Genomic DNA, 13,479 nt, shown 5'->3' with positions numbered 1-13,479 from the left:
GTGCATCAGAGAGGAAATAATCGGCTCGTAACGGTGAAAAGATTAAGTAGCTTAAAGTATTCGCTTTCCAAATACGAAGTTAAGAATATAGATTTCTTGTGCTTGACTGCAGAATGGATATCTCTTGGCGCATATCGGATTCATTCTGGAAATCTGTCATGCAGCATTTATCCATCATCTATCAGTCTACGGGCTCTTTGAGCTCCTATCGCAACAACCCGCGTGTGCACTCGAAAGCGCAGGTCGAACAGATCAGGCGCAGCATCGAGGCTCATGGGTTCGCCAACCCAATCCTCGTGGATGAAACCAACACCATCATTGCAGGCCACGGACATCTGCTCGCCGCAAAGGCTTTGGGCCTGCCTGAGGTGCCCACGATCCAAGTTGCGGGATTGAGTGAGGCCGCTCGCGCTGCTCTGCGGATTGCCGACAACAAGATCGCCTTGAACTCAGCCTGGGACATCGATCTGTTAAAGGTTGAACTGCAAATCATCTCCGAGCTGGAGGTTGGCTTTGATCTTAAACTGACGGGCTTCTCGCCAGGGGAGATTGACGTCACTCTCGAAGGGGGTGATGAGCCGGAGGACGAGCAGGTTCCTGCAACGCCGATGGTGCCGGTTAGCCTTGAATGCCTGGAGCGCCGAGTACGCCAGCGGCATTGAGGCTTTACTAGACCGCGCAGAGGATCGCTTTGCCGACGCCTCGGTACCCTCCGGTGACTATTCAGAGCGCGCGCGGGGGATCTCAGTCCGATTGGGCCTGGAACTGCAGCGGATATCGGATCTGCTAAACAGGCACGAGCAAACCGACGCGAATGGAGCAAGCGCTGGCGGAGGCCAAGACGCGGCTAAAACGTCTCGACGAGCAGATAAACACGGCAGCCGATGCCAACGAGGCGATGGCGCGCACCCTCTCTGAGCTAAGCACTCACATCGACGGCGACATCTGCCCAGTCTGTGATCGCGACTTCTCCGACATCAGCGATGTTCAGCTCGCCGCCCATGTTGCCCACAAGGTCGGTTCTATGATTGACCAAGCTGGCAGGCTGCAGGCGCTCGCGCGCGATCGGTCGACCACAAATGCGTCAGTCGGTGATCTGGAACGACAGCTGTCTGCCTTGGTAGTTGCGATAATTCCCGAGGCCGAGCTATCCCAGCTCAAGACGCGGATCGCGGATTTTAACGAGATCGAGCGGCAATTGCAGAATCTGGCGCCGCAGATACAAGCCGGCGATCAGCTACGAAGCGCGGCGTCGGAAGCAGCGCGGCGGTTGTTCGCTCTCCAGAACGCAGATCAGTCGATCATGGTTCGGCGTCGAGCTATCGAAGATATTGCCCAGAGGGCAGAAATATCATTCGACGCGAACTTGGCCACCGAGGCTCTGATACGAGCAGTACGAGATCGCATAGCGTCGCAGCATGATGAGGCCCGCCGACTCCAAGAGACTTATCTGAGAGGAGCGCGTCTTGCCCATAGTCTGCTCGTGGAGGAGGACACGCGGGATGCTCTCGAGCGCCGACGGTAGGTTCTTTCGAACCAGCTCGTCTCGCTTCGGGAGCGCAAGGGCGCATCTGACAGGATCATCGATACCGCCAAGGATCTTGTCAGGAGCACTCGCGAGGCGCGCGGGCGGGTTGTCCGTAAGGTATTCAACGACGAACTCAATGCGACGTGGCGGGATTTGTTTGTACGCTTGGCGCCTGAGGAGCCATTCATTCCGGCATTCGCTATTCCCGATGGCACCAGTGGCGACATCGAGGCCGTGCTTGAGACGCACCACCGGCGAGGGGGTAAGGGGGCAACCCGCGGGCTATGCTGAGCTCGGGCAATCTCAACACTGCTGCGCTGACCCTGTTTCTCTCCCTTACATTGTCGGTAAAGGCCAGGCTTCCATGGTTGGTGATCGACGACCCCGTCCAGAGCATGGATGAGGTCCATATCGCTCAGTTTGCTGCTCTGCTGCGGACAGTCTCCAAGCAAATGGAGCGTCAGTTTATCATTGCCGTCCACGAACGTTCGCTATTCGATTACCTTGCCTTGGAACTCAGTCCAGCATTCGAGGGTGATCGTCTCAATGTGATCGAGCTGGGCCGAAATGCGATGGGTCAGACGACAGGCCGATGGGACCCGCGACTGTTCGTCGAGGACAAGGCTGTGGCTGCCTAGTAGGAGGAGGCAGCCGGAGCGGAGTGGTGAGCGGACCGCTTTCCGCAATATCTGTCCTGACAACGCGATGACTGTCGGCCCCATCTCGGTGGTTTAATGAGATGCGTTCAGTTCGCCACTCTTGGCGCGAGGCGGACTCTGGCCAATGTTCTGCTATTGAGTGGAACGCAGTCATTAGCCCAATCTATCACGCCCGCACCTGCCTCCTGTGCCACAACCGGGCTGGGTCGTTTTGGGCGGAGAAACGAGGCAAAGCTGGAGCCCTGAGGGCCTCATTCTACTCTGAATAAGGGCGCCTCAGAGAATAGTTATCCGGAAATTGTCTAAAGGATACCGCGACTTGCGAGTATTATTCCTAAAGGAAAAAACTATGCAATGTCAGATACTTAGATAATGGCGGTGGAGGCAGTCGCCTGCGAACCTGTCTCCTGCTTTATCCTGTTTTTGTAGAATTCGCCCTGATTTGTGAACCCTTATCCATTGGGTGGCTGGAGATAAATAGCAAGATCAAGCCRTTAAGCCTGATGATCAGCAGAGACGATTGTTCTAGGAAACAGGGCTAAAACAGGGGCTTAACAGGAGCCAACGCGCACTCATCAGGTATGGGATCGGAACGGTCCATCTGCCGACACAAGGGCTCCTCCCCTCCTAATGAATGATGCGCCAGCTTTCAGCCCCGGTAACGCAGCGCATCGACGAGCAGGGTGAAAGCAGGCGTGGGCTGCCGACGGCTTGGATAATACAGGTGATAACCCGAGAACAATGGACACCAATCGGCCAGAACCCGGACTAGCCGACCATCGGCAAGGCACGCCTGAACTCGCTCCTCAAGCAGATACGCCAGACCGTACCCGGCCACCGCTGCCTCAAGGGCCATGAGCGAGTTGTTGACTACGATCCGCCCATCGGCCCGAACCTTCAATTCTCGATCACCCTTCTCAAACTCCCATGTCAGGATTCCACCGGACTGCATGCGGAGATTGATGCAGTCGTGACTGGTCAGATCCTCCGGCGTCCGTGGACGTTGCCGGCTCGCGAAATAGGACGGCGCGCCGACGACCGCCATGCGCGTATCCGGCCCGATGCGAACTGCGACCATGTCCTTGGCCACCTGTTCGCCGAGCCGCACGCCGGCATCGAAGCGTCCCGCCACGATGTCGGTCAGGCCGTTGTTGAGGTCCAGTTCCACCTTGATGTCCGGGTAGTCCGGCAGCAGCCGCTCCAACGCGGGCCAGAGAACCGTGTGGGCCGCGTGTTCGCCTGTCGTGATGCGAATAGTTCCCGCAGGCTTGTCACGGAACTCGCTCAGGGCAGCCATCCCAGCCTCGATCTCGTCGAGGAGCGGCCCCATCGTCGCGAGAACGCGCTCCCCTGCTGGGGTCGGCGCAACGCTGCGGGTGGTACGGGTCAGAAGCCGAAGTCCGAGCTGGGCCTCTAATCCGCGCACCGTATGGCTTAGCGCCGACTGGGAAACACCCAGCTTCGTTGCAGCCTTCGTGAAGCTCTGCTCCCGCGCGACCGCCAGAAAGGCCTGGAGATCATTGATGGTGTCCCGCGCCATTCATGAAATTCCTTCATAGGTCCATGCAGGTTTTAGCAGCTAGTTGCGGGTAGTCCCAATCACTAGATCGTTGGCTGTGACCTCACCTGCCGCCCTTGTGCTCCTGAGGCTCAATCAACGGAGAACGGACATGCAAAAGCGAACACTCGGAAGGGATGGGCTTGAAGTCTCGGCCATCGGCCTCGGCTGCATGGGCATGAGCGCCAATTATGGCCCGCCCGCAGACAGGCAGGCGATGATCGCGCTCATTCGGACAGCCGTGGATCGTGGCGTCACCTTCTTCGATACTGCCGAAGTCTATGGCCCGTTCACCAACGAAGAATTGGTCGGCGAGGCGCTCGCGCCCGTCAGAAGCCAGGTGGTGATCGCGACCAAGTTCGGCTTCGATCTCGACCCGGCGACCAGGGAGCGCCGCGGCGGCGTCAACAGCCGGCCCGAACACATCAAGGCTGTCGCGGACGCCTCTCTCAAGCGTCTGAACACGGACGTGATCGATCTGTTCTACCAGCACCGCGTCGATCCAAGCGTGCCGATCGAGGACGTTGCCGGTGCGGTCAAGGACTTAATCCAGGCAGGCAAGGTCCGGGCCTTCGGGCTCTCGGAGGCCGGGGCTCAGACGATCCGCCGCGCCCACGCCGTCCAGCCCGTGGCGGCGGTCCAGAGCGAGTATTCCCTCTGGTACCGGGGACCGGAGGCGGAAATCCTGCCAACCCTGGAGGAGCTCGGCATCGGCTTCGTGCCCTTCAGCCCATTGGGCGCGGGATTCCTCACGGGCAAGATCGACACGTCCACGACCTTCGACAGCACGGACTTCCGCAACAGCGTCCCTCGCTTCTCGCCCGAAGCCAGGGAGGCGAACCTCGCACTGGTCGACCTTCTCAAGGACGTGGCGGCGAGAAAGGGCGCCACACCGGCGCAGATCGCACTGGCGTGGCTGCTCGCGCAGAAACCCTGGATCGTGCCGATCCCCGGCACCACCAAGCTGCATCGCCTGGAGGAAAACCTCGGCGCGACGGAGGTTCAGCTCACGGCCGATGACCTCGGCGAGATCGACGCCGCGGCATTGAAGATTGAACTCAAGGGTGAACGGCTGCCTGAGGGTGCATTGAAGATGACCGGGCTCTGATCGCACGCGAACCAGTGCGATGTTCCGTTTCACGTTCGATGCCATCGGAACTACCTGGGAGATCGAGACGCCGTTGCCGCTGGAGATGCCGGCGCGACGGCGGATTCTCGAACGAATCGAGCGGTTCGACGCAACCTATTCGCGGTTTCGATCGGATTCGCTGGTCTCGCGGATCGCGTCCTCGCCTGAGGGTGGGTGCTTCACCTTCCCGGAGGACGCGGTCGCGCTCTTCGAGCTCTATGATCGGCTGCATGCCTGCACCGAGGGTGCTGTTGATCCCTTGGTGGGCCGTGACCTTGAGTCGCTTGGCTACGACCGGACCTATTCGCTGACGCCAAATGCTGCCGGGATCCGCAGTCATTCCCTCGCAAGACCGCGTTGGTCGAATGACGTTCGACGCAAGGGTGCATCGCTCGTTACCTGGAGTCCACTCGTGATCGACATTGGCGCGGCCGGCAAAGGATATCTCGTCGACCTCGTTGCGGGCATCCTGCGCGAGGAAGGACACACGAGCTTCGTCGTCGATGGCAGCGGCGACTTGCTTCATTCAGGCGGAAGCGCTCTTCGCATCGGTCTTGAACATCCCTTCGACACCCGGCTCGCTATCGGCGTGGCGCACCTGAAGGATCGCGCCCTGTGCGCCTCGGCCGTAAACCGACGTGCATGGGGTGAGGGACTGCATCACGTGATCGACGGGCGCACCGGAGTGCCAACCCGTGACGTGATCGCAACCTGGGTCGTCGCCGACAATACTGCCACCGCAGATGGACTTGCGACGGCCCTCTTCTTCGTTCCAGCAGAGCGTCTAGTGCACGCTTTCCGGTTCTCTTGGGTTCGGATGTTTGCTGATGGCCGCGCCGAGATCTCCGCTGACTTCGACGGCGAACTCTTCACCTGAACGGAAGGACATCGACGTGACAATCGGAAACAGGATGAAACGGATAACCATGATTCCGGCGGCCCTGATGCTGGTGGGAGCCTTGAACTCCGAGCCGAGAGCGGAGGTAGCCTCACCGAACACCCGGGCAGCCACACCCACTGCTCCGTCCCAGCGGAACCGCTATGCGGACGGTACTTACACGGCGACCGGACAGTATGGCGGCGGGCCATCTTTCATCACGGTCAAGGCAACCCTGTCCAACGGCGTCATCACCATCGTGGGGGTGACCCCGCACGCGACCGCTCCCCGCTCGCTCGAATTGCAGCGTCGTTTCGCGGCGGCCGTGCCCAGGGTGGTTGTAGGCAAGCCGATCGATCAGGTGAACGTCGGCAAGCTTGCGGGGTCCAGCAACACGCCGGACGGGTTCAATGCCGCGATCCGGCAAATCAGGGAACAGGCATCGCGCTGATTCAGCATGGATGCCCACCAGTCAGCTCATGAAAGATCTTCATAGGCTCATGCGGCATTCCCTGACTAATCGATTGCAGTCCCCGTGATTAGGTTCGAACTAAGCCGCTCTCCCATAGGCAGAGTGATATCCAACGGAGCAAAGCATGTCAGAGGCAGAAACCCACGAAACCGATCCCAACCGGCGCACGTTTCTGGCAGCAATAGCTGGCATGGCCGCAGCGCCGATGGTTGCCGCCACGTCCATTCCCGCGAACGCGCAGCAGGGCGCGCAAGGAGCCGGCAATGGCAGCCAGGGCTCCGGCACCGCAACCGTGCGAGGCCGCCGCAAGCTCGGCTCGCTCGAGGTTTCCAGCGTGGGCCTCGGCGTCCAGAACATGCACCGGACCTACCAGACGACGATCCCCAGCCGGCCCGAGATGCTCAACATCATCCGGACGGCCTTCGACCGCGGCGTGACCTTCTTCGACTGCGCCGAGGCCTACGGTCCCCACGAGTGCGAGCGGATCCTCGGTGAAGCCATCGCGTCATTCCGCGACAAGGTCGTCATCACATCCAAGTTCGGCTGGGACGTCGATCTGGAGACCGGCGAGCGGCGCCCGGCGCTCGTCAGCCGTCCGGAGCGCATCAAGGCAGCCGTCGAGGGTATGCTGAGGCGCCTGCGGACCGATCGCATCGATCTCCTGTACCAGCACCGGGTCGACCCGCAGGTGCCGATCGAGGATGTCGCCGGCGCGGTCAAGGACCTGATGGCGCAAGGCAAGGTCCTGCACTGGGGCCTGTCCGAGATGGGGCTCAACACGCTGCGCCGGGCTCATGCCGCGCTGCCCGTCACCGCCGTCCAGAACGAGTATTCCATGCTCTGGCGCGGGCCGGAGGAGGCGGTCATCCCGCTCTGCGAGGAACTCGGCATCGGCTTCGTGCCGTGGAGCCCGCTCGGGGTGGGCTTCCTGACCGGTGCCATCGACGCCAGGACGCGTTTTGCGCAGGGTGACATTCGCGGGATCGAGTCTCGCTTCTCGCCGGAGAACCTGCCTCACAACCTCGCACTGGTTTCGCTGCTGAGGAGTTGGGCCGAACGCARGCAAGCCACTCCGGCACAGATCGCGCTGGCATGGCTGATGGCGCAGAAGCCCTGGATCGTTCCTATTCCGGGCACAACGCAGATGCCGCACATGCTCGAGAACATCGGCGCGTCAGCGGTGCAGTTCACGGCATCCGAGCTGGCCGAATTGAATCGCGCCATCTCCGCGATCCAGGTCCGGGGCGCGCGTCTCCCCGACGCGGTGCTGGTCTTCTCGGGCGTCGAGGCGCCTCCAAAGACCTGATCCATCCCTGACGATGAAAACATCTCGTGAAGGGGCGAGCCGAAGACGCTGCGCCCCTTCCAACTTGTCCTGATGCCCAACCGATGCGAGATCCCTTGTGAAGTCTCTGAAAATACGCCTTCCGTTGATTGCCCTGGCGTCTGCCGCCATCATGCTGGTCGGCTGGCAGGCCATTTCCGAGAGCAATCGCGTGACGTTTCCGGCCCTTGAGAAACTAGTGCATTACACGACCGTCCGGCGCGGCAACGTGACGGAGCACATCATGACCACGCCGGAAGCCATTGAAGCTGTCAAAAACGGTCAGCCGATCCCTGCGGATACTCATTTCGTGCTCGTCGATTATCGCGAGGGCGAGGTCTTCCGCTACTTCGTCATGCAGAAAGGCGATGGATGGGGCGGGGATTACGACGACCGCCGCCGCACGGGCGACTGGCAGTTCCAGTGGTTCAAGCCCGACGGGACCATCAACATGAGCGAGAACACCGCCCGCTGCCAGTCCTGCCACCAGAGCCAGGCGGGAAGTGAATACCTTTATACGGGGTACCGTATTCCCCGGTTCAACGGCACGCCGGTCGAATGAACCCGGGAGGCAGATCTTGAGCTCCATGTTCCTGATGCGGCTGGCGTTCGACTTGGTCGCCGCCGGCCTGCTGCTGCTCGGCCTCGCCTATTGGTGGCTGGGCAACGCGGTTCATGAGCTGGCCGGGACGGGCATGTTCCTGCTCGTCATGGTGCATAACGTCTTCAATCGCCGCTGGTACGGCAGGATCTCCAAGGAGAAGCGTCACGGGCGCGGGCTGTTCAACGTCGGGCTCACCCTGCTGCTGCTGATCGCGATGCTGGCGCTGCTCGTGACCAGCGTGCTTATCTCCAACACGCTGTCCGGCTTCATGTCGGCCTACGGCGGCTTCACTGTGCGGCAGATCCATACCCTCGCCGCATACTGGGTCCTCGTCATCGTCTCCGTCCATCTAGGTCTGCGCTGGCCGATGATCATAGGCGTAGCGCGCAATCTATTCGGCATCTCGAAGGCGAGCGCCACGCGGACCCTCACCCTTCGGGCTACCGCTATCGTCATCGCGATCCATGGCGTCTGGAGTTCCTTCGAGCTGGGCCTCGGCACTAAGCTCGCCATGCAGACGACGCTCGACTGGTGGAACTTCGAGGAGGCGGTCCTGGRCTTCTTCATCCACTGCATCGCGATCACGGGGCTGTACATCACCCTGACCTACTACGGGATGAAATGGATACAGCACCGGAGGGACATAACTTTATCGATTGAGCGCGGGACGGAAATTCCGCGAAGACAAAAGGCGGACACGCATTCCGACTGCTCAGTGGCGGCCAGCGATCAACAGGTTATCGGGTAAATCGCAAATGAGCATCCTCGCATTGCCGTCCGCCACCATGGCGCTCTCCCTGTTCCTGTTGTCGGCCTGTGCGGCGGCGAAAGCGACCGAGGCCGCCTTGGCGTATGACAGGCCCGGTGAGAGCAAAGAGCAGGCGACGAGAGGAGCCAAGGCGGTTCCCCTGTCCGCGAATAGCAGCATCCGGGATATCCTGAACCATCCGGCGTTCTTAGGCTTCGGTCGGCGGATATTGCCCTGGGACGACCGTTCCTATGACGAGAACATGCCGCTGGCCGAAATCGGCTCGCTTCTGCCGTACCACACGCAGGTCCGTCCCGAGACCGTAGTGGGATCGTTGAACCGCATGATCGACGACGTCGGCAACGGCAGGACCGTCTTCTACGACATCTACACCGAGGCGCAGAAGCAAGCCGATCCGACGAAGGAGCATACCGGGTTGTTCTTCTTCCGCGGCAGGCCGGGAGCACCCTTCGCGGTGATTTCGCCCGGGGGCGGGTTCGCCTATGTCGGCTCCATCCACGAAGGCTTTCCGTATGCCGCCGAGATCAACGGCAAGGAATACAATGCCTTCATCCTGAAATATCGGGCCGGACAGGGCGGCGCGATTGCGACCCAGGATCTGGCTACCGCGATTTCATACATCTTCGAGAATGCCGATACACTCGGGGTCAGTACTCAAGGGTATTCCTTGTGGGGCAGTTCCGCGGGAGCAAGGATGGCTGCGTCGATCGGCTCGCACGGCGTCGCCCGATATGGAGGCAAGGACCTTCCGAAGCCGTCGGCTGTCGTGATGGCCTACACGGCCCATTCGGACCTTTCAGCCGACGAGCCTCCGACCTTTGTAGCCGTCGGCGAGGAGGATGTAATCGCACCTCCCTCCGCGATGGAGAGACGGATTGCAGCGCTGCGACAGGCTGGCACGGAGGTGGAATACCGGAAGTACCGGAACCTCGGTCACGGCTTCGGTCCTGGCACCGGCACGAGCGCCGAAGGTTGGATCGCCGATGCACTTCAATTTTGGACAAAGTTTACTCGGAATTGAGGTTGGAAGCAGGTTTCGACGAACGTTTGGCGTCCAGTTCCGGGAACAAACGGGTTGCAAAGTCCTGAACCCAAAGGCAGCAGAGAGAAGTTTCATGACAAACGTGATTGTCGTCATTGGAGCCGGATCGATCGGCCAAGCCATTGCGCGGCGGGTGAGTGCGGGTAAGCATGTCCTGCTCGCTGATCTGCGCCCCGAAAACGCTGAGGCGGCGGCCAAAACCCTGAGCGAAGCCGGGTTCACGGTGAGCACCGTTACCGTCGACGTGTCATCGCGCGCCTCGGTGCACGCTCTGGTCGAGATGGCCACGGCTCTCGGTGAAGTCTCCGGCGTCATCCATGCCGCTGGCGTCTCGCCGACCCAAGCCTCGCCGGAAACGATCCTCAAGGTCGATCTCTACGGCACCGCACTCGTGCTGGAGGAATTCGGCAACGTCATCGCACGCGGGGGCGCGGGCGTCGTGATCGCCTCCCAGTCCGGGCATCGGCTGCCGCCGCTCTCAGCCGAGCAGAACGCGGCCCTCGCAACAACGCCCACGGAAGACCTGCTCACGCTGCCGATGCTTCAGCCCGATCAGGTGAAGGATCCGCTCCATGCCTATCAGGTCTCGAAGCGAGGGAACTCGTTACGGGTGATGGCCGAGGCCGTCCGCTGGGGTAAGCGCGGCGCACGGATCAACACGATCAGCCCAGGGATCGTCATCACCCCGCTCGCGAAAGATGAACTTGAGGGACCACGCGGCCCCGGCTACCGTCGCATGATTGAGTTGTCAGCAGCAGGGAGAGCCGGCACCCCGGACGAGGTCGGAACCGTCGGTGCCCTCCTCATGGGTCCGGACGGCGCGTTCATTACGGGCAGCGACTTCCTCATGGATGGTGGCGTGACGGCCGCCTATTGGTACGGCGATCTCACGCCGAAGTGACGGGGGGTCCTATGCGCGGCACTTATGAATCCCGAATAGAGGATCATGTAAATTTCACCACCTAATCGCCTGGAGCCGCGCGCACTAGATTACCCTGCGACCTGATCGGACGTCGCGAACATGACGCGAGATTCCCAAACATTGAAGGAGAAGGACGATGGAAATCAATAGAAGCGGTTCGCAGCCGTCCGGCAAAGGGCCGGCAGACTGGTTCACCGGCACCGTGCGCATCGACCCTTTGTTCAGCCCGCCCGATCCGGCGCGGGTTGCCGGAGCTCATGTCACGTTCGAGCCCGGCGCGCGCACGGCTTGGCACACCCATCCGCTGGGCCAGACCCTCATCGTCACGTCCGGCCTTGGCTGGGTGCAGCGCGAGGGCGGCCCTATCGAGGAGATCCGACCGGGCGACGTGGTCTGGTTCGAGCCTGGCGAGAAGCACTGGCACGGCGCGACAGCCACCACGGCCATGAGCCACATCGCCATCCAAGAAAAGCTGAACGGCTCTCCTGTCGATTGGATGGAACACGTAACCGACGATCAGTACCGCGGGTGACCCCGCATGCGTTAGGGCGGCAGGCTTGCACCCGAAACATTTCCGTATGGACCTAAGCTCCGGCCTGACCCCCATCGCCGTTTCCGCTCGCACCGTGCAAGGCTCTTACCGGAATGCTATCAGGTTCAAGCTCAGAGCCTTCGTGAATAGCAGAGCGAGCATATACCTGACATGGCGAACCGGATTATCGGCTTTGTGTCCAATGCCTTGCAGGCGCTTCGATCGCTTTGGTCTCATGGGAACTCACAGGAACATCTTCAGGCGAGCATTCGACAGGCGGAACTTGAGGGCCTCCAGTTTGCGTTCTATGCCCGGCTGATGGCGATCATCGTCGTGTCCGTCTGGCTCATCTGGCTCGTACCATGGCCACGCGATCTCTATTACGGRGCCTACGCCTTCGGGTTCTTCGTTCTAGGCTACCTCCCGTAYCGYTTGCGACACCATCCCCACAGCGAGGCGATCAAACTTGGCTTTATCGTCCTCGATGTCGCGTTGGTCTCAGCAGCTATCCTGCTTCCTCCTCCGGCTAGTATCGGTAATGAATGGCCCATCCAGACCCGSCTKCGCGGCCAGGAATTCCTCTACGTTCTCCTTCTCCTCGCAGAGGCCGCTCTCACCTACTCCCCAAGGAGGGTGCTCTGGACGGGCGTGTCGATTCTGGGCATCTGGTCGATTGGGGTCTTCACGATCTACTCCCAGCCGGACACGCTGCGGTTCAACGATGCGGCTGCCGAGGGAGTGCTGACGTCAGCCGCGGTCCTGGATCTCTCCTTCAAGCCTGCCTTTGTCGGTCTGACGGCATGGTATACCCAACTTGTTGCAACATCCCTGTTCACCCTGCTCATCACACTCGCCGTCCTGCGCAGCCGGCGGACTCTGTTGAACCAGGTTGAGACGGAGGTCGTACGCGCGGAACTCGCACGCTACGTCTCTCCGGACGTGGCCGAGGCGCTCACCAGGCGCGGCAGGGCGGCATTCGGAGAGCCGGCGACAAGGACGGTGGCGGTCCTGTTCGCAGACATCGTGGGCTTCACCAAGGTCACTGAGACCCTCTCGCCCGAGCGAACGTTCGCCTTGCTGCGCAGCTTTCAGGAGCGGAGCAGCGCCATCGTGTTCAAGCATGGCGGCACCCTCGACAAGTACCTGGGCGACGGCTTCATGGCGACCTTCGGCTCCATCGACCTGCAACCGGACGCGCCGGCACGCGCGCTCGCCTGTGCCTTCGACCTCCAGCAGGAGATCGAGCGCTGGAACCGGAAAAGGTCTGATCGGGGAGCAGCCCCTGTTCGCGTGTCGATCGGCATTCATTCCGGTCCAGTGACGGTGGGCAATCTCGGCGGCAAGGAACGCGTTGAATTCACCGTCGTCGGCGATGTCGTGAATGTGGCGAGCAGGCTCGAGGAAGTCACGCGCGAGGTCGGCGGCTCGATCGTCGCCTCGCAATCCTGCATTCAGGCGGCCGGACAAGCGGAGTGGGCGATACGGTTCCAGGATACCCGAGAGATCAAGCTGAGGGGCCGGGATCAACGGATCCTGATTCACATCGCTTCGTGATGAGTATTAGGTGCTTGAGTATTAGGTGCTGATGGCCGGCCGACCTCGTGTGGCCCACTGCTTCCGGTTTCCTTGATCCAGCTCTTCAAGCCAGCGTTGTGCGATGCCAACCATGTAGCGTGGAACACGCTAACTTCTCCTCTAGGTTATTTTCTGCCGATCCCTGACCGTTCGCGAACGTCTGCTTAGGCTGAGTTAGTTGTCCTCCGCCTAATTTCTCAAATGTGCCATTAAGAGACGTTCCCGGTCTCGCACCGAGGTTCGGCTATGCCTTGGGAAGCAACTTGACGAGGCAGTACGAAAGCAGCGCGCACAGACCCACGATGGCGACGTGATGCAGGAAGAAGGCCGGCGTCGAAGTCTCGAAGGCCCAGAATTCCAACGTCATCCGCATGAACAGTTTTGACCTGACATCGACGACGTGCAGGCTGTGAATCCCATACGCCACGATCACTGCGGCCGTGGCCCGCAGAACGAAGGTGCGGAGCTTGCTGTTGCCCGCGACACCG

At 60.9% G+C, this 13,479-nt stretch carries 14 protein-coding genes and 1 pseudogene; 13 read left to right on the top strand and 2 right to left on the bottom strand.

Annotation, left to right across the window (positions count from 1 at the left end):
* Nucleotides 1-158 precede the first annotated feature (158 nt).
* From ACXJKO_RS24225 to ACXJKO_RS24215, 3 genes are all read left to right on the top strand, one after another.
* A complete protein-coding gene (locus ACXJKO_RS24225) occupies nucleotides 159-662 on the top strand; it encodes a ParB/Srx family N-terminal domain-containing protein (RefSeq protein ID WP_457093630.1) in 504 nt (167 codons plus the stop codon).
* A gap of 152 nt (nucleotides 663-814) precedes the next feature.
* Complete coding sequence (locus ACXJKO_RS24220) at nucleotides 815-1,525, top strand: hypothetical protein (RefSeq protein WP_457093629.1); 711 nt, start codon at nucleotides 815-817, stop codon at nucleotides 1,523-1,525.
* Between the two features lie 287 nt (nucleotides 1,526-1,812).
* Entirely contained in the window at nucleotides 1,813-2,166 is a 354-nt protein-coding gene (locus ACXJKO_RS24215) for a hypothetical protein (RefSeq protein ID WP_457093628.1), read from the top strand.
* A gap of 670 nt (nucleotides 2,167-2,836) precedes the next feature.
* Here the strand turns inward: ACXJKO_RS24215 and ACXJKO_RS24210 are convergent.
* Nucleotides 2,837-3,727, bottom strand: coding sequence for a LysR family transcriptional regulator (locus ACXJKO_RS24210; protein WP_457093627.1), 891 nt, complete (start codon nucleotides 3,725-3,727; stop codon nucleotides 2,837-2,839).
* 130 nt (nucleotides 3,728-3,857) lie between these two features.
* On the opposite strand from ACXJKO_RS24210, the gene ACXJKO_RS24205 reads away from it, so the two are divergent.
* From ACXJKO_RS24205 to ACXJKO_RS24160, 10 genes are all read left to right on the top strand, one after another.
* Nucleotides 3,858-4,853, top strand: a complete 996-nt coding sequence (locus ACXJKO_RS24205; RefSeq protein ID WP_457093626.1) for an aldo/keto reductase — start codon at nucleotides 3,858-3,860, stop codon at nucleotides 4,851-4,853.
* A gap of 19 nt (nucleotides 4,854-4,872) precedes the next feature.
* Nucleotides 4,873-5,751: an FAD:protein FMN transferase gene (locus ACXJKO_RS24200; RefSeq protein WP_457093625.1), complete on the top strand. Its 879-nt coding sequence runs from the start codon at nucleotides 4,873-4,875 to the stop codon at nucleotides 5,749-5,751.
* 34 nt (nucleotides 5,752-5,785) lie between these two features.
* Complete coding sequence (locus tag ACXJKO_RS24195; protein ID WP_457093624.1) at nucleotides 5,786-6,202, top strand: FMN-binding protein; 417 nt, start codon at nucleotides 5,786-5,788, stop codon at nucleotides 6,200-6,202.
* 145 nt (nucleotides 6,203-6,347) lie between these two features.
* Nucleotides 6,348-7,529, top strand: a complete 1,182-nt coding sequence (locus ACXJKO_RS24190) for an aldo/keto reductase (RefSeq protein ID WP_457093623.1) — start codon at nucleotides 6,348-6,350, stop codon at nucleotides 7,527-7,529.
* Nucleotides 7,530-7,626: 97 nt separating this feature from the next.
* Nucleotides 7,627-8,109, top strand: coding sequence for a cytochrome P460 family protein (locus tag ACXJKO_RS24185; protein ID WP_457093622.1), 483 nt, complete (start codon nucleotides 7,627-7,629; stop codon nucleotides 8,107-8,109).
* Between the two features lie 25 nt (nucleotides 8,110-8,134).
* Complete coding sequence (locus ACXJKO_RS24180) at nucleotides 8,135-8,899, top strand: DUF4405 domain-containing protein (protein WP_457093631.1); 765 nt, start codon at nucleotides 8,135-8,137, stop codon at nucleotides 8,897-8,899.
* Between the two features lie 7 nt (nucleotides 8,900-8,906).
* Entirely contained in the window at nucleotides 8,907-9,941 is a 1,035-nt protein-coding gene (locus ACXJKO_RS24175) for an alpha/beta hydrolase (RefSeq protein WP_457093621.1), read from the top strand.
* A gap of 94 nt (nucleotides 9,942-10,035) precedes the next feature.
* Entirely contained in the window at nucleotides 10,036-10,863 is an 828-nt protein-coding gene (locus ACXJKO_RS24170; protein ID WP_457093620.1) for an SDR family oxidoreductase, read from the top strand.
* A gap of 157 nt (nucleotides 10,864-11,020) precedes the next feature.
* Complete coding sequence (locus tag ACXJKO_RS24165; RefSeq protein ID WP_457093619.1) at nucleotides 11,021-11,416, top strand: (R)-mandelonitrile lyase; 396 nt, start codon at nucleotides 11,021-11,023, stop codon at nucleotides 11,414-11,416.
* 171 nt (nucleotides 11,417-11,587) lie between these two features.
* The gene (locus tag ACXJKO_RS24160) at nucleotides 11,588-12,970 is read left to right on the top strand and encodes an adenylate/guanylate cyclase domain-containing protein (RefSeq protein ID WP_457093618.1); all 1,383 of its coding nucleotides are present in this window, start codon (nucleotides 11,588-11,590) and stop codon (nucleotides 12,968-12,970) included.
* A 265-nt stretch (nucleotides 12,971-13,235) separates the two neighbouring features.
* Here ACXJKO_RS24160 and ACXJKO_RS24155 read toward each other — a convergent pair.
* A pseudogene (locus ACXJKO_RS24155) lies at nucleotides 13,236-13,479 on the bottom strand (DUF4405 domain-containing protein); the annotation flags it as partial.

This window comes from Microvirga sp. P5_D2 (assembly GCF_054049475.1).
This window is presented reverse-complemented; position numbering and strand designations above follow the sequence as displayed.